Origin of the sequence: Paraburkholderia sp. GAS32, assembly GCF_050434225.1 — a bacterium.
GTDB lineage: Bacteria > Pseudomonadota > Gammaproteobacteria > Burkholderiales > Burkholderiaceae > Paraburkholderia > Paraburkholderia madseniana.
This window is the reverse complement of the sequence record NZ_JBNPVS010000028.1, coordinates 1-25,496: the sequence shown is the minus strand read 5'-3', so window position 1 is coordinate 25,496 and position 25,496 is coordinate 1. Positions and strand designations below refer to the sequence as shown.

The window sequence follows — 25,496 nt, the reverse complement described above, 5'->3', positions numbered from 1 at the left end:
GAACGACGACAGTCGCCAGAGCGACTCCGACCGGTATACGCATTGACCGCCGTTTCGGCTGACGGGTTTGGCGTCGACGTCGCCGCACTTAAAATGCGTGTATCGATCGAGATAGACCTGAAGGTGGCGTTCCTTTCCACAGTCCTGGTACGGCACGCATGTCAAGCGTTCGACGAAGCCGGCGAACTGCGAGATGGCCGTAGAGTAGCGGCGCTAGAACATCTTACGATGCAACTTGTCGCGGATTCGCAGTGCGACGCTGTCTCGGGCTGAGGCCCCACGGCGATGTCCAGATCGTGGCTTTCTTGCTCCAGCCTACCAGAGAGCCATGCTGGAGCCTGCCGAGCTGTCCGGCAGTTTCTGCGGCCAGCCGCCGGCCAGCGCCTGATAGAGCGCGACCGCGGCCGTGGCGCTGCGCGTGCGGCTATCGGCCGCGGCATCCTGGGCGGAGAGCATTTGGCGTTCGGTGTCGAGAGTTTCGAACAGGCCTATGATCCCGGCCTGGTAGCGCACGCGGGCCAGCCGCGCCGCCTCCGCGCTGTCGCGCGCGGCGCGCTCGAGCTGCGCGTCCTCGCTGCGAGTGCGCGCGTCACGGATCAGCGCGTTCTCCGTGTCCTCCAGCGCGAGCAGCACGGTCTGCTGGTACTGCGCGAGCAGGCCGGCCGCATCGGCGCGGCTCGCGGCAATGCGAGCGCGTACGCGGCCGATGTCGAGAAAGGACCAGTCGATACCGAGGAAGGCCGAATTCATGCCGGTACCGCTGTGAAACAGCGCGCTGGGGGCGAACGCCTGCGTGCCGATCAGCCCGCTTAAGGAAAACTTCGGGAACAGGTCGGCCGTGGCAACGCCGACCCGCGCGGTCGCCGAATGCAATCGTTCTTCCGCCGCGGCGATGTCGGGACGGCGACGGATCAGGTCAGCCGGCGTGCCGGGATCGATGTCCGCGGGCAGGGCCGGCAGCGGCTTGGGCGCATCGAGTTCGGCGATCAGCGCCTCGGGCGGGCGGCCGGTCAGCACGGCGAGGCGATGCTCGGCCACCGCCACCTGTGCCTCGAGCGCGGGCGCGCGAGAGGAGGTGGTCTCGAACTGGGATCGCGCGAGCGCAAGCTCGTAGTCGGTGTCGCTGCCGGCGTTGTATCGTGCTTCGACGAGGTTCAATGTTTCGCGCTGGTTGTTGGCGTTCTCGCGCGCCACGCGCAAGCGCTCCTGCAGGCCGCGCAGTTGCACGTAGGTGCTCGCGGTCTCGCCGGCGATCGACACCTGCAAGGCGGCGAGATCGGCGCGGCTGGCCGCGGTGTCAGCGCGCGCCGACTCCACTTCGCGACGCACGCGGCCCCACAGATCGAGTTCCCAGCTCGCGTTGGCCTCGAGGTCGTAGCTGCGGAACGAGCGCGGCGTGCCGGGCACGACCTGCGTCACGCTCAGCGTCTGATGGCCCCCATTCGCACTGGCAGTGATGGTCGGCACGTAGTCGAACTTGGCCTCACGCAACAGCGCGCTGGCGCGATCATAGTTCGCCAGCGCACTGCGCAGATCGTTGTTCGCGGCCAGCGCCTGTTCAACGAGTTGGGTCAACTGCGGATCGCCGAACGCCTGCCAGAACTGTATGTCGGTGGGGCGCGGCGCGGCGATGCCGGCAACGCTCGATGCGGGCGTAGCCTCCTGGCGCGCGTACTGCGCGGGCACAGGCAGGTCGGACCGGTGGTAATCGGGGCCGACCGCGCAACCGGCCAGGGTCAGGCTGGTTGCGATCAGCAGGGACTGAGTTGAACTGCACATGGCGATTGCTTCTCCAGGGAATTCGTTTATCGGCCTACCACCACCTGATGCGCCTGCACCAACGACCCGAGCGTTGGCGCAGGCGAGGGCGGCTGACGACCGTTGTCGTCGATACCGTAGGCGAGCGCGGCCCCGGCACCGATCAGCACCTTGCCGGGCTTCAATCGTGCGCCATGCTGCCCTTGCCATGCTGGACCAGCTTGCGTCCGGACAGCTTGCGCAGACCGACGTAGAACACCGGCGTGAGGAAGAGACCGAACAGGGTCACACCGATCATCCCGGCGAACACGGTGATGCCGGTGGCCGAGCGAACCTCGGCGCCAGCGCCGTGAGAGAGCACCAGCGGAACGGTGCCAGCGATGAATGCCACCGAGGTCATCACGATCGGACGTAGACGCAATCGGCATGCTTCGAGCGCGGCCTCCACGATGCCCTTACCCTGGAATTCCAGCTCGCGCGCGAATTCCACGATCAGGATCGCGTTCTTGCACGCCAGGCCCATCAGCACTACCAGTCCGACCTGCACAAAGGTGTTGTTGTCGCCGCCGAACAACTTGACACCAGTCAGCGCCGAAAGCATGCACATCGGCACAATCAGGATTACCGCAAGCGGCAGCACCCAACTCTCGTATAGCGCGGCGAGTACGAGGAAAGCCAGCAGGATCGCGACCGGAAACACGAGCAACGAGGCCTTGCCCTGGGTGGCTTCCTGGAAACTCAGGTCGGTCCATTCGAAGCTCATGCCGTTCGGTAGCACCTTTTCGGCAATCTCGGTGATCTTGTCCATCGCCTGTGCGGATGAGAGCAGAGCCGGGTTAGCCTCGCCGACGAAATCAGCGGCCGGATGGCCGTTGTAACGGATCACCGGATCGGGTCCGTAGCTCTGCTTGATGTTCACCATCGAGCCGATCGGCACCATCTCGCGCTGAGCATTGCGTGTTTTCAGGTTGCCAATGTCTTCGACCTTTTTACGGTAGTCGCCCTCAGCCTGCGCATACACACGCCAGGTGCGGCCAAACAGATTGAAATCGTTGACATAGCTGGAACCGAGATAGACCTGCAAGGTCTCGAACAGGTCGCTTAGCGCCACGCCTTGTGTCTTGGCCTTGAGGCGGTCCACATTCACGTCGAGCTGCGGCACGTTGGACTGGTAGCCCGAAAACGGGAAGCCCATACCCGGCTGCTTCATGAGTGCGCCTTGCAGCGCGCCCACGCCTTGTTGCAACTCGCCGTAACCTCTTCCAGCACGATCTTCGACGAACAGCGAATAGCCGGCGCCGTTGCCGAGCCCGAGGATCGGCGGCGGCATCATGACAAACGCCATGCCTTCCTTGATCGTGCCGAGCTTGGCCTGGATCGCATCGGCGATCTGCTTGGCGCTGACGTGACGCTCGTCGAACTTCTTCAGAATCACGAACGCTATGGCGTAGTTGGGCGTGTTGGTGAACTGGGTTGGGTTGAGGCCAGCGAACGAAACCGTGTGGTCAACGCCTTCTGTCTCCAGGGCCATTTTGTCCATTCGCTTCACGACCGCGTCGGAGCGGCTGATCGAAGCGCCATCCGGCAGTTTCACGCCAGCGATCAGGTAGAGCTTGTCCTGGGTCGGGATAAAGCCGCGCGGTACGTTGTTGAACATAAGGCCCGTGCCCACGAGTAGCACCGCGTAGACCGCGAACGCCGCGCCACGGCGCTTGAGGATGCGCGATACCGAACCCTGGTACTTGTCCGAACTCACCTTGAAGAAGCGGTTGAACGGGCCAAACACCCAGCCGAACGCGCGCTCAATTCCGCGAGAAACCGCGTCCTTGGGCGAGTCGTGCGCGTGTAGGAGCTTGGCCGCAAGCGCTGGCGACAAGGTCAACGAGTTAATCGCCGAGATCACTGTCGAGATCGCGATGGTCACCGCGAACTGCTTGTAGAAGGTACCAGTGACGCCGGTCAGGAAGGCCATCGGCACGAACACCGCGCAAAGCACCAGCGCAATGGCCACGATTGGTCCGGAAACCTCCCTCATAGCTTGATGCGCCGCTTCCAGCGGCGTGCGCCCTTCCTCGATATTTCGTTCGACGTTCTCGACCACGACGATCGCGTCGTCGACGACGATGCCGATCGCCAGCACGAGGCCAAACAAGGTCAGTGTGTTGATCGAGAAACCGAGCACATACAGCACAGCGAAAGTGCCGACTACCGACACCGGCACCGCGATCAGCGGAATGATCGAGGCGCGCCAGGTCTGGAGGAACAGAATTACCACCAGCACGACTAATAGAATCGCCTCGCCCAGCGTGTGCGCCACGGCTTTGATCGAATCGCGCACGAAAATCGTGCTGTCGTAGTACGAATGGTAGGTCATGCCGGGCGGGAACTGCTTGGACAAGTCGTCCATCTTCGCGATCACAGCATCGCGTACGGTCAACATGTTGGCTCCCGGCGCCTGAAACACGCCGATGGCCGTGGTATACCTGCCATCAACCGCGCCACGCAGGGTGTAGTCGCTAGAGCCAAGTTCGATGCGCGCTACGTCGGCGAGGCGCACGACCTCGCCGTTGGCGCCTGTCTTAAGCACAACGTTGCCGAACTCCTCGGGCGATTGCAAACGGCCCCGCGCATTGATGGCGATCATAAAATCACTACCGCCTTTAATGGGTTCAGCGCCAAGCTGGCCAGCCGACACCTGGATGTTCTGATCCTGCATCGCGCGGACCACGTCGCCCGCGGTCAGACCGCGGGATGCGACCTTGCTCGGATCGATCCAAACGCGCATCGCGTAGTCCCCGCCGCCGAACATTCGTATCTGGCCGACGCCGGGCAGGCGTGCGAGTTCGTCCTTGATCTTGATGTTGGCGTAGTTGCGCAGGTAGAGCGCATCGTAGCGGCCGTCCGGAGAGTACGGCGTGACCATGACGGCGAAGGTCGGCGACTGCTTCTGCGTGGTCACGCCGAGCGCGACCACTTCCGAAGGAAGACGCGACAGCGCCTGGGCCACGCGGTTCTGGACGTCGACCTGGGCCTGGCTGGGATCCGTGCCTGGCTCAAACGTGACCGTCATCTGCAAAACACCGTCTGAACCGGCCACCGATTTCATGTACATCATGTGGTCGGCGCCGTTGATCTGCTCCTCTAGCGGCACCGAAACAGTTTCGGCGATCACCTTGGGATTGGCGCCGGGATAGGTTGCAGTCACAACCACGGTCGGCGGCACTACCTCGGGGTACTCGCTGATCGGCAGCAGTGGGATCGCGATCAAGCCGCCGACGAAGATTACGATCGATAGCACCGCCGCGAAGATTGGGCGGTCGATAAAGAATTTGGAGATATTCATGTCGCGCTTTCCTTACTTCGCCGCGATCGAAGCTGGAGCTGCTGCCGACGCGCCCATAACCACCGTACTGGCGTTCACTGGTGCGCCCGGAAAGAAAATCCTCTGCAGGCCGGCGACAATGACCCTATCATCCGGCGCGAGCCCGGACTGCACGATACGTAGACCATCGGCGAACCCGCCAAGCGTGACGTCCTTGCGCAGGGCCTCGTGCTTCGGGCCCACCACATAGACATACTTACGGTCCTGGTCGGTCATGATCGCCTTGTCGTCGATCAGCATCGCCCTGAACTCGGCGCGGCCCTCGAGCTGCACACGCGCGTACAGACCCGGGGTCAACGCGCGGTCTGGATTCGGTACCACCGCGCGCAGATTGATCGTGCCGGTGGCAGAGTCGACCTGGTTGTTGACGAAGTTGACCGTACCGGAATACGGAAAGCCGACGTCGTTGGCGAGGCCGATGCGCACCGAATTAGCCGAGTCTGGCCGCTGGCCTTTGCGCGCGAGTGCCGCGTAGCGCAGGTAGGTCTGCTCGTCCGGTTGGAAGTACACATAGACCGGGTTCTGCGAGACGACGCTGGTCAGCACGCTCTGGTCAGCCTGGACCAGATTGCCAACGGTCAGCATGGCGCGACTGACGCGCCCGGCGATCGGCGAGCGCACCTCGGTGAAGCCGAGATTGAGCTTGGCCGTGGCCAGCGCCGCCTCCGCCGCTCGCACGTCAGCGTCACCCTGGGCCAGACCGGCCTGGCGCGTGTCGACTTCCTCACGCGAAATTGCGTTGGCCGCGACCAGCGTCCGTGCGCGCTGCTCCTGCGCGCGCGCCAGTTGAGCCGCCGCGTGCGCGTGTTGTAGCTGCGCCTCCGCGCTGTCGTAGGCGGCCTTGTACGGGCGTGGATCGATCACGAACAGCAGATCGCCGGACTTGATCTCGTCGCCTTCCTTGAACGCGATACGGTCGATGTAGCCGCTAACCCGCGCGCGCACTTCGACCGCGTCGATGGCGGCGATGCGGCCGTTGAATTCGTCCCACTGGCGCACGGGCTTGACCGCGACCTGAGCCGCGCTGACCTCGGCCGGGGGCGGTGCCACCACCTGCGCACTGCCCTTGCTGCACGCCGAGAGAACGGCGGCCAACGCCGCGGCGGCAAACAAAGAAAATCCCGCGCGCAACAGCGCGCAATAACGCTCGGAGTAAGGCACAAGCAGCCCCTTTACTTGAAAACGGAGACTTGAAAACGGCGACAGATCAACGCGCTTTAGCCCATCAGGTGGACCGCTCTTTACACGACGCATGGCCGAACTCAAATCAAAATGAGAATTAGAAAATTAGCTACTCGCAATTTCCAACAACTCATCGGCGTGAAGCTTTGCCCAATCCCGGAGCATCAACGGCTCGCGACCTAGAATTATTTTTGTATCGTCTGCCACGCTTCCGATGTAGGCCATTCTTCCGTGCTCGACCTCGCGGAACAATTCGATTCCTCCCTTTGCATATGCTGATTCGAACGTTGAACCCGCTGGTAGCGCCATTTCCTTCAGAAAAAGTTCGTGATCACGAACCTCCGCTGTGAACTTATAGCCAGTAGCCGCGGTTAGTGTTTCGGCCACTTGCTGTGGATCCTGCACATCTGCAGAAAACCAATAGTCCTTTCCATGGTGTCTTTCCGGACCTTCCATGAGAATGACTGCTGCAGCTTCTGCAACATCTTCCAAGGCGGTAAACCCAATGGGCTTGGAAGTGTATACGCTGTACCGACCACCTTCGACCCGCCACCCCGCTAGCAAATTCTGCATAAACATATTGGGATGCAAATTCGTCCAAGCAACGCCGCTGACGCGAAGATAGGCTTCGATCATCTGATGCCAGGCAAAAACCGTCGCGTAGGTGTCGTGCTCCCGTGTAAATGCGCCCAGATGCACAATATGTCTCACTCCGTTCCGACGGGCTGCATCAATCAGTGTTTTGCTCTGCACGAGCATGTCAACCGTATATCCATTCACAAGAAAAATCCCGGTGACATCTTTCAATGCCTCATCGAAAGTTCGTGGATCATCGAGATCGATATAGCGCGATGCTCCAAATTGGTCTGCGAGTGCGTCCAGATGCGCTTTTCTTCGCGTCCCCGCCGAAAATTGCGCACCGCTACTTCTTAAATTCTTAGCGACGAGCGCTCCTACTTGCCCCGTCGCGCCCAATACAAGCAGATTGTTTGAATTACTCATTTGAATCTCTCTCCTACTGTTTTTTGCTCGGCGAGTGATGAGCCATTTCAGCGAACGTGGGGTACGTACGCTCGTCATGCATCAAACGTACTGTCCCCGTCGCTCAAAAGTAATGGGCGACAGCGACCTAATAGCGGTCAGCGGTGGGTGCCCGGCTGACGGTTCGGGCGAAGCTGGCGAAGTGAAAGTTCGCTTCATTAGCTATTCGTGTGAGCAGTGGTGTGGAAAATGAAACTGACGCGCTCGGAAAACGCGGCAGCGGGATGCAGCGAAACCTGTGCAAAGTGCATGAGAACGATGCCACGATTGCCGACACATCGGTTACATCGATTCCCCGAGAGTTGTGCCTAATCCTGCATACGCAGGCACAGAGTCAGCGAGCCACGCATCGGGACGACGCATCGTCGCGATGACGTTCTAGGCGTCGCTTGCAGACCGGTCAGTTATCGCCCCAGATAACAGATCCGTAATCCGCTCGACGCTCGCCGGTCAGAATCATCCCGGCAGAATCGTCCCATCGCGTCGTTCACCGGGCGCTTGTTCAAAGGATATCGGGAAGGTCACGATGATCGGTTCACGTTCTGTCAACATGTTGCGCGCCGGCTTGCGTCCGCTTTCGGTTGCGGCGCTCGTCGGTCTCGCAAGTACCTGTCATGCGCAATCCGCAGTCGCAGTGAATGCGCAGGACACCGCCGGGGGGACGAAGGCTCCGTCCATCGCAACCTGTGTCGCGTGCCACGGCGCATTGGGCGCCGGCACCGTAACCGGCGGGCCGCGGCTTGCTGGCAAAGATCCGGATTATCTCGCGCACGCATTGTCAATGTTCAAGGCGGGTACACGCGCAAGCGCTGTCATGCAGACGGTCGCACACAATCTTTCCGATAGCGAAATACGCGAGCTCGCAACCTTTTTCTCGAAGCAGAACCCGCCGCTTGCCGAAGGTGCGCCGCCGCAACAAAGCCTGGTGCTGGCTGGAAAGCAGCTCGCCGAGATGGGTGCAGGATCCGGCGTTCCCGCCTGTTTCACTTGCCACGCGGCCGGCGGCAAAGGCAATGGCGCGCGCTTCCCTGGCATTGCAGGCGAACCGGCGGCGTTTGTCGTTGCCCGGCTACACGAATTTCAGGCGCGCGCGAAGGAGAAAACGCCAGCGCCGGGAACGATGACGGCCGTCGCGGCCACGCTGAACGACGCACAGATCGAAGCGGCTGCGGCTTACCTTTCGGTCACCAGACCTTGACGACCGACAACGCGTGATCTGCGCGTCAACATTGCGTCGATTGGCGTTGCAACTCAACACCTGACAGCGTTTGCGACGGGTTTCCCCGTACCGCAACCCATTCCCTTTGTGTCGAGTACAAATGCAATTTACTGTGTGGAGTAACGTCGCCGTGATATCGGGTCTGGTAGTGATGCTCGCCGGCTGCACCGTGAGTAGCGACGGCTCAAGTTTGAGTGCAGCGCAAAACCCGCAGCTACCTGAATCCTATCCTTGCCAAAGCTTGCACGTTAAGCCGATGACCTGCCCACCCGGATAGGAAGGCACCGACCGCGTTCGCGACCTCGTCGACGGTGACGCGTGCGGTTTCATCAAAGTTCGCCGCAACCTGGATGACCAGGGTGACCCGCTCAGAGTGACGCACGTTGGTGGATGGGATTAGGGCGTCCAGCGATAAACAGTGATGCTGGAACCCTTGACGTTGTTTTTCGTGACCACGTACTCGCCCGTCGATCGAAGGTATGCCCTGATGCCGTACATCGAATCGATGGCGCTGCTGGCGTCGACGGTACCGGTGCTGGTGTTGACCAGCGTGGTGTCGAGGTTGCCTGTAGCGAGATTGAAGGCGTCGATGTTCGGCAAAGCTTGCCCGGTGCCGAACCAGTAGCCGACGAAGAGATGGCTGCCGGCCGCGTCAATCGACTTGGCGCCGACATGGGGGAGGTTGATCACCGGATTGGGTGCTGTGGTGTTGCCCGCGCTCCAGCCGTGATACACCTCGATCCGCGTGCCTATCGACGTCCAGTCCGTACTCCCGACAACGCCCTGTCCGAGAATCATGGTGTCGCTGTCCGCGAGGTAGACGATGCGCGTCAACGGCTTGATGCTGTTGGGAATGCGGATGGGGATACCGGGTCCCCATGTTGGTTTGCCGCTGGCGTCGAAGCCGGTCAGCGGGTAGTGGTAGATGTAACCGGTCTTGTCGAGACCGGCCCACACGCCCCCCTTGCTGTCGATGCAGAATCCGTCCCTGACCGATGCGGTCGTCTTGAACGCCGGACCGGGAAGCGTGGCGTCCGGTATTGCGATGTAGCCATTCGCAGCATTGAAGTGGAAGAAGTAGTAGATATCGGGATTCTGGCCGGATGCCACGAGGATCCGGTTGGCGCCGACGGTGGCAAGTTGACCGAAGTGCTCATCCCGTGAGCGATCGTTGAGGTTGATGCGTGGATCGGATGGATAGCCGATCGGATCGACCGTGTTCGCTACGAAGGTTCCCCCAGCGGTGCCGGTGTAGATGTTCGTGCCGCCATAGAAGTAGACGCCGTCGGTACCCGGGTCCGGAGCGGCGATCCCCTCGAAGTTGAGAGACTGAAGCTTCCATTGCAGGCGACCAGAACTGTTGTAGGAGTGAATGTCGGTGCCGCCGTCGCGGCCGAGGTCCCAGCTTCCGCCCCAAGGGTTGTTGAGCACATAGAGGTTGCCTCCGGTGTCCTTGCCGATGCCGGCGACGCGGGTAAAACGCTTGTCGCCAACCTGGCCTTTGATTCCCGTCGTGGTGTCGAGATAACCACCCTGAATGCCGAATGTCCCGGCCAGCGCCGGTGTGCCCGAGAGCTTGTAGCGCTTGATGTTCATGTCGGGACCTTCGTCCCCGACCATAAGCTGCCCCGACGACGCATCGAAATTGAGCGCCGATGGCTGCGAGCCGCTGGGCATGCGGATGGTGTTCAACAGGGCGCCGGTTGGACTGAATCCGACGATCGAGCCCTCACTCTTCTGCGCGACCCAAACGTTGCCTGCGCCATCCAGTGCGAGAGCGCCCGGGCCCGTGATGTTGATGTCCCGCTGCCAGACACCGCCGGTAGTGAAGATCCGGACGCGATTGCCGTAGAAGTCGCTCGCGTAGAGGAGCGAGCCCGCCGTGGCAAGTCCGGTGACAACGTCGACCCGAGGCTGGTTGTTCAACGCGCTGATCTGAATCAATAGATCGCGAGCCCTGGTGGTGCGGTTGTATCGTCCCACCGCACCGCTTCCGTACGTTCCGCCGGACTGCAGTGCCACGAAGATCGACGTCGCGTTGCCCGTGATCGCACTGCCCTGAAACTCGCCATGCGCGCCCATCGAGCCGAGGCTCTTGCCAGCCTGGTAGATAGCAACGCCACCTTCGTACTCGTCCCACATGGAGGCCGTATAGATGACGCCTTCGGGCGCGACCCACATGGAACGCGCAGTGTTGCCCACGTGGGCGGCGAGGGTGCCATAGGTGTTCGCCAGCCAGTCGGTCGTGTTTCCTGCCTGACACGCCGGCGCAATCGTGGCTATCGCTGCGGCGAGGAGCGCAGCACGAATTCGTTTTTTCTCGACCATGACTGATGCTCTCCAGAATGTAGTGATCATTCACGTGAATGATCGGCCAGCCAGATTTCAAATTCGTGATCGGTGACTCACGTATGACCATATGCAACGCATTGCGCCTTTACAAGCCGCACGGCGACTTTGTATGCGGGCGTGAATCGCGGTCTCCCCTCGCCTTCGCGCGCAACAGGTAATATTTCGCGTTGTCCTGGCGTATCGCTATGCATAGCGAATGAATCCGGGTGTTTTGACCGTTACCAAAAAAACATAGGGGTGGACTCAATGAATCGAAAAGAAATCAAAGCCCAGGTCGTGCAGCTTCTGTCGGATGGCGTTGCGAAATCCGAAGTGTTCACCAGGTTGGCGGGACAAGGCGTCAAGGATCGTCTGCTTGCATATCTCATCGCAGCGCACGCAGATCCTGAGCGGTGCCGTGCAAACCGCGGCCATCTGATTGCCGTTCGGGTCATCGCCTGGCTCCAGGTGCTTGTTGGTTTGTTGGCAGGATATGCCGTCGGCAGCGAGATATCTGCGGTGGCGGGGTTGATCGTCGCGGGGGTGGCTGTGGCGATTTCCCTGTTGTTCGTCTGGGGTTTTACGAAGAACAATGTCGGCGCCTACAACGCCTATCTGATTTTGGCGATTACGCAATTGCCAAGGCAGTTCACGGACTTTGCGGAACATCCAGTGTCAACGTTGATTGGTTGTCTGATCGGTGTGGGGTTGTTCGCCTATATCTGGTACGTCAGAACCCGGATCTTCCCTGATTTCAATTTCATTGCACCTAAAAAAATGAATGGGAAGTACGTCTTCTCGGAGTAACCCATCGGGCAGTGACAGCAGCCGCGAAATGCCGTCTTTTTGGACGGCGAAATTTCTACCGATATGTGACGTGGTTCATTCGTCTCCGAACGGTTGATTTTGCGAACGGTCGAATTCGATTCGCGCCTGTTCAACCCGAATCCGTCAACACGATGCGAGAGACGACGGCGAAGCTCACGGCGATCGCGCCCGTCTGAACGTGGCCATCGTCTGCCGACGATACGTCGACGAAGCGAGGGCGACGAGACACTGGCGCTGGCGTTACCCCCACGCCTTGAGCACGTGCGTCTTCCCTCCGATTTTGCCAAGCTGAATGAAATGGGTTTCCTGGCCCTGCGGCGTGCGCGTGGGGCCGGCCTCGCTGCTCAAGTCGAAAGCTGGTGCCGCGAACAAGGCTTTTACCAAACGTAACGCATCAGGCTGGGTGCTCCATCGCCCTTCTTGAAACTTGCAACGAATACAGCGCTGTGGGAAAAACAGGAAGACGATATGGACATCAATTGCGGCGGCGTAGTTGATGGAAGCGTTTCGATTGCGCAGCTCGGAGACGCGATCTTCAAGCGCATGCTCGAATGTGCGTCCGGCGTCCCGTCGAAAAGTGAAGTGAACGGTTACGGACAAAACGAATTCGTGCCGTGGCAATTGGGCGTCATCACCTGAAAACTCGCTCCGCTCTATGGCGAAGGGTGAATTTGACAGACGAGGTTCGCGTTTGCGCGTGGACCTGGTCCCATGCAGTCGCAGAGATCGGCAGCACCGGCGGATTCCCGCAGCGGGGACAACTGGAAGGATCTTTCGCAATCCGCCGGACATCGGCCATGCGTGCAAACCGTCCGTATCAAGCGTTGTGGTCGAACCCGGTCAGACGGGGAACGCGCCCGCCATTCTTCAAGCTCATCTCGAGTTCTCGTCGAGAGCAGCGAAGATCGACTACTGAGAGCGCGCGGCGCGTCGACCGACTTGATTAGGGAGCGTAGTAGTTCAATTCATCGATCCGAGCACGGATCGAGTCCACATTGAGTGCCTCGATATCGGCGCTCGTCATCGATCCCCGATCGGCTCGCCATGGGCCGTTATCGGCTTGACGTTGCGCATCGCGATAGGCCAGCCACTGACGCTGGGCATTGCGGATCAGCATGCGCGATTGCGGATCGGCGTTGCGCATGATCCGTTGATACACGTCGTTCATGCGTTTGTCGTACGCAAGGTAAGCCTGGTGCGAACAGTCGGTCATGCCCGCCGTAGTCTGCCCCGCCGGTGTACCGAGACATGCTTCGGCCTGAGCCTCGATCGGGTCGACCTTCTTTTGCGCCGACGCTATGGGCAAAGCAAGAGCCATCAGGATCAGAAAACTAACCGTTCGTGTCATCATCCGCCCTCGTCCGTTGACAGCTGCAAATGTGCAATTCGCATTTTGCCTGTGGTCAAGCAAAAGGTGTCCGTCGAATTTCGTAGGATCTTCCTTATGGTGGGCTCCTCAATATGCACATCCAGCGATATGCCTGCTTAGGTGCGAGCGGCCTGAAAGCCACCTCAATAGGCATTGATGCGTGGAGGTGTATGGAGGCGACGTTCCTAGAATGTACGAAACAACTCGTCTTTCGGATACGCTAGTGCCGGTTCCGACATTTGGCGCATTCCGAAATGTTACCTGCCGGATGGTCGCTTCTTGCGGGCTTTCTCCTATTTCATTTCCGCCAGCGGGCAGGCTCCAAGTCTCACCAGACGACTTTTCCTGCAGCAGCGGTTTGCCTTCGTGATTATGAATCAAGGCTGCAACGGTGGCTTTCGACGAAACAAATGCATCAAGATGAAGTCTGGAATAAATTTGACGCCTCTATGATTGTGGCTTCAATCGAAAAGGAGATTCGTCATGGGAGAAAACCATCGTAGGACACTGATCAAGTCGACCGCCGTGCTTGGTCTGGCCCACCTTTGTGGCCTTGGAAGCCTGAGCGCTTTGGCAGCAGCGGCTGCGTCAGGCAAACACATCAAGCCCGGCAGCAAATCCGCATTGATCGTCGTGGACGTGCAAAATTGTTTCATCGATGGCGGAACGTTGCCGGTGAAAGGCGGCGCCGAGGTCGTGCCACTCATCAACGAGTTGGCTAGCAAGTTCGAGAACATTGTCATTACGCAGGACTGGCACACACCGGGACACGCGTCGTTCGCCAGTTCCCATCCCGGTAAGAAGCCGTTCGAGACGGCGCAGTTGTCGTACGGCACACAGGTCTTGTGGCCGGACCATTGCGTGCAAGGCACCGACGACGCCGCGCTCGACAAGGACCTTAAGCTGCCGACTGCACAAGTAATCATACGCAAGGGTTTTCACAAGGACATGGATAGCTATTCCGCATTTGAGGAAGCCGACCACAAGACAGAAACCGGCCTCTCGGGATACCTGAAGCAGCGACGTATCGACACCGTGTTTGTGACCGGACTGGCGACTGACTTCTGCGTTGCATGGACAGCAATGGACGCTCGCAAGGCGGGGTTCAAAGCTTACGTCATCGAAGACGCAACGCGTCCGATTGACCTCAACGGCTCACTTGCGATTGCGCGTAAAAACATGGATCGCGTGGGTGTAAAGCGGATTCAGTCAAAGGATATCTTGTCGACGTGAGCGAACGGCTCAGATTACTGCCCCGGATATCGCACAACCTTGCAGGCTAAGGTTGCGCCTTGGATGCCCAACGCGCCCAAGAATGGTTCAATATTTGGATGACAGGCTGTCAGCGGACAGTATGAGACATTCAACGGCCACGACCGGATTGGCAACAATCGTTGGCATATGGGTGCGGCCGAACGTTAGCTCAAGCCATCGGCCACTATTGCTGCGTGAGCATCAGGTTCAGATTCTGAACCGCAGCGCCGGATGCGCCCTTGCCAAGATTGTCGAAAACCGCGGACAGCAGGACGTGACCGTGTTCCATGTTAGGAAATACGCTTAAGCGCATGTCGTTCGTACCGTTCAGCACTTGCGGATCCAGGTGCTTTAAGACGCACGATTCGTGCAACGGCGAGACACGTATGTGGGCCGCCTCGGCATAGTGACGTGAGAGACACGCGTGTAACGTGGCGCCATCCACGCCGGGCGCCAGCAGCCGCAACTCCAGGGGCACCGTCAGCACGATGCCCTGGCGGAACGCGCCATACGCAGGGACGAAGATCGGACGCTGCACGAGCCCGGAGTGCTGCTGGATCTCCGGGGTGTGCTTGTGCGCGAGTTCCAGACCATATACCTGGTATGAAGGCGCGTTGACGGCACCCTGCCCCTCATGTTCCTCCACACCGGCACGCCCACGTCCGGAGTAGCCGGACACGGCATGAATGCTGATAGGGTAGTTGCCTGGTATGAGCCCAGCCTGCAACAGGGGACGCAGCAAGCCAATTGCACCGGTCGGATAGCAACCGGGATTGGTGACACGACGTCCGCTCGCAATCCGCTCAGCCTGTCCCAGCGTCATTTCCGGAAAGCCGTATGTCCAGTCCGGCCGTGTGCGGTGGGCGGAACTTGCGTCGATTACTCTGACGGCAGGATTAACAATGGCCTCCACTGCCTCGCGCGCGGCGGCATCAGGCAAACAGAGAATGGCGATGTCGCAGGCGTTAATGGCTTCTGCGCGACGCCGTGGATCTTTGCGCTCCCCAGCGGCAAGCGTGAACAATCTAAGGTCGGTCCGGTTGCGCAGCCGTTCGTGGATTTGCAACCCGGTGGTGCCTTGGTCGCCGTCGATGAAAACAACGGGAGAGCTCATACGTAGAATACTCCGGTAACTGTGGGTTGTAACAAATAGAACGAGCCCCTATGTTCCATGGACCGCTAGAATAGAGAAAGTTGAATTTCATAACGTGAATATTCAGTTTTTCTGAATCTGGACGTCGACATGCGAGAGATCAGCCTGGACCGCTTGCGCACTCTGGTCGCCATTACCGACCGTGGCTCATTTGCCGATGCGGCGCGTGCATTGCACCTGGCGCCGCCAACGGTCAGCCTCCACATCGCTGAACTCGAAGACCGCATTGGGGCTCCACTCCTGTCACGGAAACGCGGACATGTAAGGCCGTCGGCGATAGGAGAGGTGCTGGTGGAGCGCGCGCGCCGACTGCTGGCCGATGCGGAGCAGGCGTTAGACGATATTCAACGCCAGGTGCAGGGGCTCGAAGGGCGCGCTCGGCTCGGTGCGTCGACTGGCGCGATCGCGCACCTGTTGCCGCAAGCGCTTGAGGTGCTGCGCCAGCACCATCCCGCTATCGACATTCAGGTGGCAGTACTCACTTCGCATGAAACGCTGTCCCGACTGGCGGATGGAACGCTGGATGTTGGGCTCGTCGCACTGCCTCAGCCCCCGGTGGCTGGACTCGTGATAAAGCCCTGGCGCCGCGACCCCGTGATGGCCTTTGTGCCGGCGCATTGGTGGTGTCCGGCCCGCGTCACGCCTGAATGGCTCGCCGCCCAACCGCTCATTCTCAATGACGCAACCACGCGTCTCTCGCGTCTGACTGCGGAGTGGTTCGCGACCGGGGGGCACCACCCCGCGCCGCGCATTCAGCTCAACTACAACGACGCGATCAAGAGTCTGGTAGCGGCAGGTTACGGCGCAGCGCTGTTGCCCCATGAGGCCACTACGCCATTACCCGACAGGCGCATTGTCATGCGTCCACTGCGCCCGGCGTTGTGGCGTCGGCTCGGCATTGCACATCGTGCCGGGTACGTTGAGCGTTCCACGCAATACGTACTTGATGTGTTGTGGGATCTGCGAGTAGCGTAGGCGTTGCCATTTGCCGCTTCGGTTCATTCTCGCGGGAACAGTAGCCTTTTTGCACGCCACGACGAACGAATGGCCAGGTTGTAGAAATTTGATTGACCGGATTGGGTCCCAATTCAACCACTTGTCTTGCTCAATAGCCGTCATTCGTTGAGGCAGGCACGTCGCTCACTCGATACGCTCGACAAATTGCGTGCGATCAAATGGAGCCGTGTATGGATCTGGCCAGAATTCGACCATGCGGGTGATTTTGCCGTCTTCGACCGTAAAGAACGAGATTGCTCGTGCATGCAGGACGCCATCGGTGACGAACACATCAGACACAGCCTCTTTTTCACTCCCGACGATGCGATTAATCGTGAAAACCCACGGGCCTTGCGCCGGGTATTCTGTGTTGAGTAGAGCAAAATTGGCAGCACCCCGGATCCGCTCTTTCGATTGAGGCCACTCAAGGACAAAGTCCTCCGCCAAAACCGCCGCGACGGCGTGAAAATTGTTTGTGGCCATGAGTCGCCAAAACTCTTGAACCACATGAGACGCGATCTCGGGAGAGGTAGTCATGATGTTGGACGCAAAAGGAAATTACCTTCGGAAATCTGTCTACGACAGATTGTCGGCGATTCACCGACTGTTGTCGAACGACTCACACTGGCGGCACCCGGTCCGACGCAAACGTCAGAGGATCGCCGCGCGCAGTATCTATGCGAGTGGCACAAGGCGCCCCTGACCGGCTACGCTGCAGCCACGCTGTAGACAAAGATCGCGTTATTGATCGCGTGCAACAGGATTGGCATCGACAGCCCCTTCGTCTTCCTGGTCAGCCAACCGGCAATCAGGCCCATGACGAACAGGTAGATAAAATGGCGCGCGTCTTCGTGCATGCCGGCGAATATCGCAGCCTGCAGCACGTTGGCCCAGCCGAAGCTGATATGGCGCGACAATCCTCCTAACAGGCAACCGCGGAACACCAGTTCTTCGATTACTGGCACGAACGCCGATAACACCAGCAGCGCGAGCGGAATGCCGCCGAGCGCGATTGCACCGTGCGCCAGGTTCACCGCCCACGAGTTCGGAGCAACGCCGTGCGGAACGTTGTGCCGAGCCAGCAAGTGGGGGATCTGATAGATGCCGTACGCGGCGACAGGTACCAACATCCACGTCCATTTCCATCGTCCACTGCCGAGCCATTCGCGCCATCCGATCAGCCGACCGACTGCCGCTAGCCCGAGCGCGCTGAAAAACAGCGTCCACAAATGTGAAATCGCAATGCGATTCGAGGCATCGATGCGCACTACGCCGCTGCCGGTCGGCGACAGCGCCGCCGTGCCCATGCGAAAGATCGAGACGAGATAGAGCGCCATGGAAAAGACGCCCAGCCCCCACCATGCGTGCCGCAAACCTATCCGCGCGAAGAGTGGTGTGGACGCTTTTCCGACGCGTTGCCGGACCGTACCACGGTAATGCACCGGGAAGAGCAACAGGCCTGGCGATGCAAGATAGAGCGCGAGCATACCGAACAGGCCGGCCGCGAGTGGGAGCAAATCGGCGCGGGCGGCGATAGCCGGATTGAGGTCAAGCAGATGCGCGTACGCATACGCGAACGGCGTGGCCTTACCGGTCTTCTGGTACTGGTCGCGGATAATATCCGCAGCTATCTTCGCGTCGCCCACATCGAATGCAACATCAAGGCGAAGCTGCTGGTTTTGCGGAGACTCGAATTTATGCGACGCGGCGTCAGCGGTCAGAGCCGCTTCCGCGGCTACCGAATCGCCGGCACGCTGTAGTACACGCGCCGTCGTATAAGCGTCGATCTTAAGTCCTGCGCGTTGGGCGCGATGAAACTCGTCGCTCGCTTCCGTGCCAGGCAGCACTTCGACAGCCGTATTGATGCGTATGGCTTCCTGCCATGGTGTCCTGGCGACGGGCGCCGCCGCCAGCAGCTTGCTGGCATCGCGTGCGCGACCCGTTCTCGCCAGGTACCGCATCGCGTCGATCAGGCGGTCATTGGCCGGATCGAGCTGCACCGCGAGAACCGCCTCCTGCCCGGCCCGGATGTCGTTTTTCGTGGTTGCGTAAGCGCGTGACAACGCGGCATGAAGACGCGCGCGCTGCGCCGCGCTCCAGCCAGTCGACTTGGCGACAAGCGGCTCGCCATATGCAACCGCTTCTGCGCCGAACCGATGTTCGAGCAGATAAAGTGCCGCTTCGGGATCGGTTGCAAACTCCTTGTTGAGCGCGGCGCGACAAGCTTCCAAGTCCTTCCCGGCGACGTCGCTCCAGCTCAGATCCTCCGACCACGCGAAGCGCTCGATGAATTTGCATTGCGCGAGAAGAAGCGACACATCGCCGGGGCTTTTGCTCTGAGCCTGACGATAAAGGTCAAGCACCCGCTGGTAGCTGCTCTTTTCCTGGTCCACGACGAATTCGGCGGCCTGCTCCGGCGCGCGGATTTTGTCGGGCGACAGGCGGCCCGCGTCGGCTGCAACGGCATGGCCCGTCAGTAGTGCGCTGCCTGCGATAAGGAGGCAAGATTTAAGGGTTCCAGCGAGCATGGAAGCAGATGGCAGACTGAGCCAATGAGATTGCGGACCTTTTGCGCAGCTGACGTACGCGCTTTGGGTTGCCGGAGCACGCCGACGGCGCATGTCCATACGCATGCTTACCTCTCTGGGACACAGTATTGTTGTTCGCGCCGCAACCAATGGCGCTTGTGGCGCAGACCGCGCCACAAGCGCCGAGTGCCCGGACAATGCCGCGCCGGTTACTTGGCGACAACGCCGGCCAGATGCCCAATCCCATCTGCCGTCTGCACACCCACGTTCCTCGCGACAACACCCAGGCCACCCACCACCGTGACGCCTGTGTCGGCCACCTCGAACTCGGTTCCGGCGACCGTGACCGTCCCCTTGATGTGGTCGCTGCCGGCGAGTGCGCCGAAGAGTATCCGAGCCGCAACGGGGCGTGTCTTGAATTCGCTTACGTGAAGTGCGACCGGAGCGCCCGACGCCGTAACCGGAATACCTATCTTCGTCATCTCGGCATGGAAGGCCCCGAGAAGGTCCGTTTTCGCTTCAGAAGAAATGTCGAACGATCCCGTATCGATCTGTAATTCGCTCACACCGCCTGTAAGTGCGACGCTGACATCGTGCCCCCGGTCGGCGGGTAGAGGAGTCATAGTTGGCGCTCCGGCACACGCGGCAAGGAGAAGGACGCAGATTGCTGAGAGCGAGATAAAACGCATTTTTGTGTTTCCGGATTTATTGTTAATAAGTTGATGACCGACAGTCCCCGGTCAGGGCCTCAGCCACGCAGAGCATTCGAATTTTCAGGCAACGCGTTTGCAGTGTTGCCATTGGACTGATGATTGAATATCGGCTGCGGGAGATGACTTCTTTAGCGTTCTCGTGTTACTCGGCATCAGTCTGCAATATCAAGGAGATGTGCTCCCCGTACGCAACGTCAATTGTCGACCCGTCATTATCAATACCAACCCTGCAACGATTTCCCTTCACTGTAGTTGGGCAATTTGGCGCGGATTGTCGCCAATCTAGTTGGTAACGTCGAGCGTCTGAAACTGGCCGCGCACCGTCTCACGCAAAGGGCATACGCAATGCGAACCTTGCAAAGCTGCAATCGGCAGAACGCGACCCTTCTCTGCCGCTCGACGCTCGGCCGTCTCAATGTCTCTTACCAAAGCTGAATCGCCAGTCGAATGACCACGCGCCGACGAGAGCGAACTGCTGCAATTGGCCGTCTATCGTCGCAGACTACCGTGCTCCGTTAAATACTGGCGCAGCGCGCAAAGCGGTCATATAAAGATCTGCTTCGAACGTCACGGCCTTTGACGATGTAGATCACAAACTCGGCCACGTTCGTCGATCTCGACTTCCATCCGACTAGCCAAGGTCTCGGCCGTGCCCCCCGCGCTCGCTGCCTGGCTACCGTGGTTGGGTCCAACAACCACCTCACTCGCAGCACTCGTGAGCTCTAGCCGCGCTGGTCAGTCAAGAGTCTTTCTCGACATAAGCGGAGGAATCTCCACCCAGGTGGGTGCCCGTTTCATTTAGTCCTCGCTGCTCTTTGACGACCCTCCGCTCCAAAACCACCCAGAAGCGAGCATCCCGGCCAGAACGACCAACGCCGCGTTCAGGACCTTCTGGATCGCATAGCCGAATCCAGCTCCCGGCCCACGCTACGAAACAGCGGACACACAAGTGCCGATGTGGCCCAGGCATCCGGCTCGCAAAGAGCTGAATTGCGGGTTGAGTCCTGTGTTTTTCGAAGCTTCGCTTCGCCGGGTAGCGGCCTAAGCTTTGGTTCAATGTTCTGCACTGAAACAACGAGAAAACAGCGATGTCCACACGACTTCACCGGGTGTCTTGCACGGTCGGCCTTGCCCTTGCCGCCGTGACATTGGTCATGTCTGGCACGGTGCTAGCCAGACATCCCACCCCGTTCACCTCGTTATCCGCCGACGATCAGATTTTCATCAAGTTGCATGACGCTGCACGCGACAACGATCCCGCGCGCGCAGCGCACCTGGCAAGCTTGATTCCGAATTATCCGGCGCCGGCTTATCTCAGCTATTTCCAGATCAAGCCGCGTCTGTTCAACGGCGCGGGGCATGCGAATCTCGACGCGCCAGACGCACCGGTGCTGTCATTTCTGCAACGCTACGACGGACAGGCGATTGCCGACCGTCTGCGCAACGACTACCTTCGCGTGCTCGGGGCGCGCCACGACTGGCACGATTTCGATTCGCAATATTCAAAGTTCGTCCTGGACGACGACACGCAAGTGAAGTGCTATGCGCTCGAGTCCCGTGCCACGCGAGGCGAAAATGTGGCCGACGCGGCGCGGGCGCTGCTCGTCGAGCCGAACTGGTACGGTGACGGCTGCGTCGATCTGATCACCGCGCTCGACCGTAACCAGCAGTTCACTCCGGACGATGGGTGGCAGCTGATTCGCCAGGCCTATGAACAGGGCGCGAGGACGACGGGCGGCAGACTGGTCGATGCGCTGGGCGCGGCGCCCCCGGCTCAGCTGCTCCTCGAGCAGGCGACGAACCAGCCACGCCTGTTGCTCGCGAAAGGCATCCAGCTGGACGCAGCGTCCCATCAACTCGCGCTGCTCGCCATCACACAGTTGGCGGTCGGCGATCCGGAGGCCGCCGAGGCCACCTTCACCGTAATCGCACCGTCGCTCACCCTGGCAGAACGGGCTATCGGTTGGGGCACGATCGCCTATCAGGCGGTGCTCAGGCAGCTACCGGGCGCGGTGAACTGGTACCGGCTGTCGGCGAACGCGCCCCTGTCGAGTCAGGCCTACGAGTGGCGCACGCGCAGCGCGCTGCTGGCGGGGGATTGGACAATGGTGCGCTGGTCGATCGAGCAGATGCCGGCCGCGCTGCGCGCACAGCCAGCATGGGTCTACTGGTACGCGCGCGCGTTGAAGCAGAGCAGCGAGGTGGCGGCAGCGGACCAGGAATTCCGAACGATCGCGGGTAACTACACCTTCTATGGCCAGTTGGCCTCCGAGGCGCTCGGCCGGCAGATCGTGATCCCGCCGCAGACCAAGGTGACCGACGAAGAAGTTGAGCGGGCTGGCCGGACACCAGGCTTCGAGCTGGCAGAACGCTTTTACGCGCTGCACCTGCGTACGGAAGGCAACCGTGAGTGGAACTGGCAGCTGCGCGGCATGACTGACCGACAGCTGCTCGCAGTCGCCGAGTACGCGCGTCGCATCGAGCTTTATGACCGGGCTGTGAGCACTGCCGACAGGACGCAGACGGAACATGATTTTTCGCTGCGCTACCTGGCGCCATTCCGCACGATTGTCGAGCGCGATACGCGGTCCGCCGGGTTCGACGTCGGATGGGCGTATGGCCTCATTCGCCAGGAGTCGCGCTTCATTATCAATGCGCGCTCGGAGGTTGGCGCGGGCGGCCTGATGCAGGTGATGCCGAACACCGCTGAAATGGTCGCGAGGAAGATCGGGCTCGGTACGATCTCGCGGGCCAGGATGAACGACATCGACACGAACATCCTGCTTGGCACATCCTATCTATCGATAATTTACAACCAGCTTGACCGTTCTGCCGTGCTCGCGACCGCCGGCTACAACGCCGGCCCTGGGCGCCCGCGTAAGTGGCAGGCCAACCTGCCGCGACCGGTGGAAGGCGCGATTTTCGCGGAGACAATTCCGTTTAACGAAACCCGCGACTACGTCAAGAATGTATTGTCGAACACGGTTTACTACGCGGCGCTGTTTGATGGCCACCCGCAATCGCTGACGGAGCGGCTTGGCCAAATCGAGCCCCGATGATATCGTCCGCAACGCTGATCCGCGGATCGCTCGGGTGCAGTAAGTGCGGCTGCATACGCGACACTGTATAACGATCCTTCTATCTCTGGATGACCTCTCAACACGGAACCATCTTCTGCGCCGTTTAGGTAGTCAGCCGGCGATCTGCGTTCAAATGACGGACTAAGCCCTAGGAGTCGCCATGTCTTTCGAGCAGTATTGCCAGATTGTGGAGGGCATCCGCGTACGACGAGTTCAGTCATCGAATCGGAGCCACGCCAACCAAAACTGACGAAGGATCCTTTGAAATCATGACCTGCATCCCGCCCTGAGCGGGCGGGGCTTCAATCACTGCGACACAGTGACGACGTACGTCGTGTCCACCATGAAACCAGTTCCCGGACCGCGTACAAAGCTACCACCAAATCTGATCGTGTGCTGGCCGGGCGACAGCGGTTTGAGCATCACCCAGTACCCATCGCTGATCGACATGCCGGGTCCAGCGCCCGATCCAAGGACGTTATCTGCAGGAACCGTGAAATTGAAGAACGGCGACAGCGCACGGAAACCCTGTGCACCGTTCAGTACGTCGTTGCCGTCAACCGTTACGTGCAGGCTGGTTGGGCTGATGCCGTCTGCAGTAGTCGCGCTGCATTTGCGGCATGATGCTGCGTCCGTGCAGTGAAGCGGCGGCAGGTCTTGGGTTGAACACTCAACGTTGATGAGCGGAAAAAGAATGGACGCTGTTGAGGGAATATGATTTGAGCACGTCAGGGTGACGGCTTTATTTGAAGCGCTGCCTGCAAGGAACCATACTGATCCCGCCTGATTGATACTGCAGTCAACCGCCCCTGTTGGTTGATTCTCCGGGTTGGTTGCGGACGGTATCGCAAGCAGCCATTGCCACCAAGTTGCAGACCATTCGCCATACGTTAATCCCAGGGCCGATGTGCCAGGTGGATAGACGGGGGAATTTGCACTCTGGGCGAAGGCAGAGGCCGAAAGACCGAGAAGGATGCTGGTTAATATTAACTGGCGGTACTTCTTCATCTTCATGATGGGTCTCACGACTGGGACCATCCCAGTCAGGTCTGTTTTAGGCGATGTGGCGATGCTGTCAAGGTAGGAACAATGCCCACAATGTGAAGGTAGGAGAATCCACCATATTTCATTGGGCTATTGACATTCTGTGAGGCACAGCATGCGGAATCGGTCCAGCAGCGGACGATGCCAGATAACGCGTGTCGCAGAAATCACGCTTTCCTAATTAATTACATACCAGTACCACCAAGAATCCGGAGAGATGGGTGTGTCCGCCTTCAGTCTGCGCTGTCCCGCCGATCCCCAGTCCATCGCGACATGCTCCAGAGCCTGTCACAAGCTCATCGTCCCAACCGCGTCCCGCGTCCGTCTATGACCGTTCTGCCGCGCTGAGCCGTCATCTGGATGGCGGGAGCAGCGCCCACGCGAATGTCGCTTTGTGGCCGAGCCTGTGTGGAAACTCAGTTTTGGCTCTGAGGGCGAGGTTGCCGGTCGGTCGATAAAGTTAGATGCGTCTCGCTTGCGCTAATCAAACATCCGCGGGCGCAAGAAGCCCCTTGGGGCTTCAGCTTGCAGTCATCCTCATCGCCTTCATCATCCCGGCAACCCCAAGTATATTCATGACGCGCTTCAGGTTGTAGGCCAATACCTGAAGACTCATTTCCGTGCTCACGCGTCCCAGCGTCCGGGTCAGGAAGTGGGTGGCCCCCATCCAATGCTTCAGCGTGCCGAAGACGTGTTCGACAGTGCTTCTTCGGATGGTCATTGCATCAGGCTTCCGGTCGAGTCGACGCTGCATAACTTCCAGTACATGTTCGTGCTCCCATCGTCGGATGCGGCGATAGTCGCTGGGCGAACATCGCTCCTTGAGATGGCAACGCGCGCATGCGCTGGGCCAGTACACGCGCAGATTCATGTCTTTCTCGACGGTCTTGAATCGAAGAATTGCGCGCTCACCGGCGGGACATCGATACTCATCGCTTCTTGCAACGTAGATGAAGTCGCGTTTGGTGAAGAGCCCTTTCTTCCTTGACGCTGAGGTGAGCGGTTTCGGGACATACGCCGTGATCCCTGCCAGTTCGCACGCGCGGATGTCCGGACCACTGAAGTAGCCCCGGTCAGCCAGCACCTTCAGCTTTGGCTTGCCCATCGCGTTCTTTGCCGACAGAGCCATCTTGCTGAGTTGACCATGATCGCCTCCGATATTCGTCACCTCGTGTTCGACAATAAGATGATGCTTCGTATCAACTGCTGTCTGGACGTTGTAGCCGACCGTTCCGGTTCTCTTGCCACCGCTGGTCATGGAGCGGGAATCCGGGTCAGTGAGCGATAGCTGTCCGTCCGGTTCATCCTTCAACTGCTGTTTGATCTGCTCGAGCTCACGCATCCGCTGGCGCAATATCGCGATCTTCTCGTATAGGCGCACGGTCTTCACGTCGAAACCCGTTGGGCTAGTACGGTCTGCAGTCTCAATCATGTCGAGATATCGCTGAACGCTTTCCTCAATCTGTTGCTGACGCTTGTCGATCTTGCCGGCCGTATAGTTTCTGTCGCGGCTGTTCACCGCTTTGAACTTGCTGCCGTCGATGGCCACCATGTCGCTGGATAACAGCTTCAGTCCGCGACATAGTTCGACGAAACGACGGCATACGTTGCGGATGGC

Annotated in this window: 19 protein-coding genes and 2 pseudogenes; 7 read left to right on the top strand and 14 right to left on the bottom strand. The window is 59.7% G+C overall.

The genetic code is table 11. The features are described from left to right. Positions 1-315 precede the first annotated feature (315 nt). The 5 genes from P3T25_RS29095 to P3T25_RS29075 all read right to left on the bottom strand — a co-directional run bounded on the left by P3T25_RS29095 (position 316) and on the right by P3T25_RS29075 (position 7,324). On the bottom strand, positions 316-1,779 hold the full coding sequence (locus tag P3T25_RS29095; RefSeq protein ID WP_429360262.1) for an efflux transporter outer membrane subunit: 1,464 nt from the start codon (positions 1,777-1,779) through the stop codon (positions 316-318). Between the two features lie 26 nt (positions 1,780-1,805). Further along, entirely contained in the window at positions 1,806-1,943 is a 138-nt protein-coding gene (locus P3T25_RS29090) for a hypothetical protein (protein WP_429360260.1), read from the bottom strand. Next, complete coding sequence (locus P3T25_RS29085; RefSeq protein WP_429360258.1) at positions 1,940-5,101, bottom strand: efflux RND transporter permease subunit; 3,162 nt, start codon at positions 5,099-5,101, stop codon at positions 1,940-1,942. Before P3T25_RS29085 ends, P3T25_RS29090 begins: the two co-directional genes overlap by 4 nt. A gap of 12 nt (positions 5,102-5,113) precedes the next feature. Further along, positions 5,114-6,274 carry an efflux RND transporter periplasmic adaptor subunit gene (locus tag P3T25_RS29080; protein WP_429360416.1) on the bottom strand — a complete coding sequence of 387 codons (1,161 nt, stop codon included), beginning with the start codon at positions 6,272-6,274 and terminating at the stop codon, positions 5,114-5,116. 153 nt (positions 6,275-6,427) lie between these two features. Next, positions 6,428-7,324 (bottom strand): NAD(P)H-binding protein, encoded by an 897-nt coding sequence (locus P3T25_RS29075; RefSeq protein ID WP_429360256.1) that lies wholly within the window; start codon positions 7,322-7,324, stop codon positions 6,428-6,430. A gap of 565 nt (positions 7,325-7,889) precedes the next feature. Between P3T25_RS29075 and P3T25_RS29070 the strand changes: the two genes are divergently transcribed. Continuing rightward, positions 7,890-8,561, top strand: coding sequence for a c-type cytochrome (locus P3T25_RS29070; RefSeq protein WP_429360254.1), 672 nt, complete (start codon positions 7,890-7,892; stop codon positions 8,559-8,561). A gap of 417 nt (positions 8,562-8,978) precedes the next feature. On the opposite strand, the gene P3T25_RS29065 is transcribed toward P3T25_RS29070, so the two are convergent. After that, positions 8,979-10,910, bottom strand: a complete 1,932-nt coding sequence (locus P3T25_RS29065) for an SMP-30/gluconolactonase/LRE family protein (protein ID WP_429360252.1) — start codon at positions 10,908-10,910, stop codon at positions 8,979-8,981. Positions 10,911-11,180: 270 nt separating this feature from the next. On the opposite strand from P3T25_RS29065, the gene P3T25_RS29060 reads away from it, so the two are divergent. The 3 genes and pseudogenes from P3T25_RS29060 to P3T25_RS29050 form a co-directional block, all read left to right on the top strand. Next, entirely contained in the window at positions 11,181-11,720 is a 540-nt protein-coding gene (locus P3T25_RS29060) for a hypothetical protein (RefSeq protein WP_429360250.1), read from the top strand. Positions 11,721-11,960: 240 nt separating this feature from the next. Continuing rightward, positions 11,961-12,142: pseudogene (locus P3T25_RS29055) on the top strand (LysR family transcriptional regulator); the annotation flags it as partial. A gap of 4 nt (positions 12,143-12,146) precedes the next feature. Continuing rightward, positions 12,147-12,380, top strand: a pseudogene (locus tag P3T25_RS29050) (altronate dehydratase); the annotation flags it as partial. A 304-nt stretch (positions 12,381-12,684) separates the two neighbouring features. Here P3T25_RS29050 and P3T25_RS29045 read toward each other — a convergent pair. Together P3T25_RS29045 and P3T25_RS29040 are read right to left on the bottom strand one after the other, a co-directional pair. Continuing rightward, positions 12,685-13,092 carry a lysozyme inhibitor LprI family protein gene (locus tag P3T25_RS29045; RefSeq protein WP_429360248.1) on the bottom strand — a complete coding sequence of 136 codons (408 nt, stop codon included), beginning with the start codon at positions 13,090-13,092 and terminating at the stop codon, positions 12,685-12,687. A 105-nt stretch (positions 13,093-13,197) separates the two neighbouring features. Further along, the gene (locus P3T25_RS29040) at positions 13,198-13,548 is read right to left on the bottom strand and encodes an NUDIX domain-containing protein (protein ID WP_429360414.1); all 351 of its coding nucleotides are present in this window, start codon (positions 13,546-13,548) and stop codon (positions 13,198-13,200) included. 45 nt (positions 13,549-13,593) lie between these two features. On the opposite strand from P3T25_RS29040, the gene P3T25_RS29035 reads away from it, so the two are divergent. Then, a complete protein-coding gene (locus P3T25_RS29035; protein ID WP_429360246.1) occupies positions 13,594-14,343 on the top strand; it encodes a nicotinamidase in 750 nt (249 codons plus the stop codon). Positions 14,344-14,548: 205 nt separating this feature from the next. On the opposite strand, the gene argC is transcribed toward P3T25_RS29035, so the two are convergent. Further along, positions 14,549-15,478 (bottom strand): N-acetyl-gamma-glutamyl-phosphate reductase, encoded by a 930-nt coding sequence (argC, locus tag P3T25_RS29030; protein ID WP_429360244.1) that lies wholly within the window; start codon positions 15,476-15,478, stop codon positions 14,549-14,551. A 129-nt stretch (positions 15,479-15,607) separates the two neighbouring features. Between argC and P3T25_RS29025 the strand changes: the two genes are divergently transcribed. After that, on the top strand, positions 15,608-16,492 hold the full coding sequence (locus P3T25_RS29025; protein ID WP_429360242.1) for a LysR family transcriptional regulator: 885 nt from the start codon (positions 15,608-15,610) through the stop codon (positions 16,490-16,492). Positions 16,493-16,657: 165 nt separating this feature from the next. Here the strand turns inward: P3T25_RS29025 and P3T25_RS29020 are convergent, their stop codons facing one another. The 3 genes from P3T25_RS29020 to P3T25_RS29010 form a co-directional block, all read right to left on the bottom strand. Then, positions 16,658-17,050 (bottom strand): nuclear transport factor 2 family protein, encoded by a 393-nt coding sequence (locus P3T25_RS29020; RefSeq protein WP_429360240.1) that lies wholly within the window; start codon positions 17,048-17,050, stop codon positions 16,658-16,660. Between the two features lie 170 nt (positions 17,051-17,220). After that, positions 17,221-19,041 (bottom strand): CPBP family glutamic-type intramembrane protease, encoded by a 1,821-nt coding sequence (locus tag P3T25_RS29015; RefSeq protein WP_429360238.1) that lies wholly within the window; start codon positions 19,039-19,041, stop codon positions 17,221-17,223. Between the two features lie 209 nt (positions 19,042-19,250). Further along, entirely contained in the window at positions 19,251-19,664 is a 414-nt protein-coding gene (locus P3T25_RS29010; protein ID WP_174825333.1) for a hypothetical protein, read from the bottom strand. 1,178 nt (positions 19,665-20,842) lie between these two features. Here P3T25_RS29010 and P3T25_RS29005 point away from each other — a divergent pair. Beyond that, complete coding sequence (locus P3T25_RS29005; protein ID WP_429360236.1) at positions 20,843-22,813, top strand: transglycosylase SLT domain-containing protein; 1,971 nt, start codon at positions 20,843-20,845, stop codon at positions 22,811-22,813. 327 nt (positions 22,814-23,140) lie between these two features. On the opposite strand, the gene P3T25_RS29000 is transcribed toward P3T25_RS29005, so the two are convergent. After that, positions 23,141-23,848: a hypothetical protein gene (locus tag P3T25_RS29000; protein WP_429360234.1), complete on the bottom strand. Its 708-nt coding sequence runs from the start codon at positions 23,846-23,848 to the stop codon at positions 23,141-23,143. Positions 23,849-24,398: 550 nt separating this feature from the next. Continuing rightward, positions 24,399-25,496 (bottom strand): IS1182 family transposase (locus tag P3T25_RS28995; RefSeq protein WP_429360232.1); only part of this gene is annotated, 1,098 nt, incomplete at its 5' end.

Excerpts from the sequence above, each read along its gene's own strand:
- P3T25_RS29000 (WP_429360234.1), bottom strand. The coding sequence starts at position 23,848 with ATGAAGATGAAGAAGTACCGCCAGTTAATATTAACCAGCATCCTTCTC.
- P3T25_RS29070 (WP_429360254.1), top strand. The coding sequence starts at position 7,890 with ATGATCGGTTCACGTTCTGTCAACATGTTGCGCGCCGGCTTGCGTCCG.
- P3T25_RS29025 (WP_429360242.1), top strand. The coding sequence starts at position 15,608 with ATGCGAGAGATCAGCCTGGACCGCTTGCGCACTCTGGTCGCCATTACC.
- P3T25_RS29095 (WP_429360262.1), bottom strand. The coding sequence starts at position 1,779 with ATGTGCAGTTCAACTCAGTCCCTGCTGATCGCAACCAGCCTGACCCTG.
- P3T25_RS29065 (WP_429360252.1), bottom strand. The coding sequence starts at position 10,910 with ATGGTCGAGAAAAAACGAATTCGTGCTGCGCTCCTCGCCGCAGCGATA.
- P3T25_RS29075 (WP_429360256.1), bottom strand. The coding sequence starts at position 7,324 with ATGAGTAATTCAAACAATCTGCTTGTATTGGGCGCGACGGGGCAAGTA.
- P3T25_RS29015 (WP_429360238.1), bottom strand. The coding sequence starts at position 19,041 with ATGCTCGCTGGAACCCTTAAATCTTGCCTCCTTATCGCAGGCAGCGCA.
- P3T25_RS29005 (WP_429360236.1), top strand. The coding sequence starts at position 20,843 with ATGTCCACACGACTTCACCGGGTGTCTTGCACGGTCGGCCTTGCCCTT.
- P3T25_RS29010 (WP_174825333.1), bottom strand. The coding sequence starts at position 19,664 with ATGACTCCTCTACCCGCCGACCGGGGGCACGATGTCAGCGTCGCACTT.
- P3T25_RS29060 (WP_429360250.1), top strand. The coding sequence starts at position 11,181 with ATGAATCGAAAAGAAATCAAAGCCCAGGTCGTGCAGCTTCTGTCGGAT.
- P3T25_RS29045 (WP_429360248.1), bottom strand. The coding sequence starts at position 13,092 with ATGATGACACGAACGGTTAGTTTTCTGATCCTGATGGCTCTTGCTTTG.
- P3T25_RS29020 (WP_429360240.1), bottom strand. The coding sequence starts at position 17,050 with ATGACTACCTCTCCCGAGATCGCGTCTCATGTGGTTCAAGAGTTTTGG.
- P3T25_RS29085 (WP_429360258.1), bottom strand. The coding sequence starts at position 5,101 with ATGAATATCTCCAAATTCTTTATCGACCGCCCAATCTTCGCGGCGGTG.
- P3T25_RS29035 (WP_429360246.1), top strand. The coding sequence starts at position 13,594 with ATGGGAGAAAACCATCGTAGGACACTGATCAAGTCGACCGCCGTGCTT.
- argC (WP_429360244.1), bottom strand. The coding sequence starts at position 15,478 with ATGAGCTCTCCCGTTGTTTTCATCGACGGCGACCAAGGCACCACCGGG.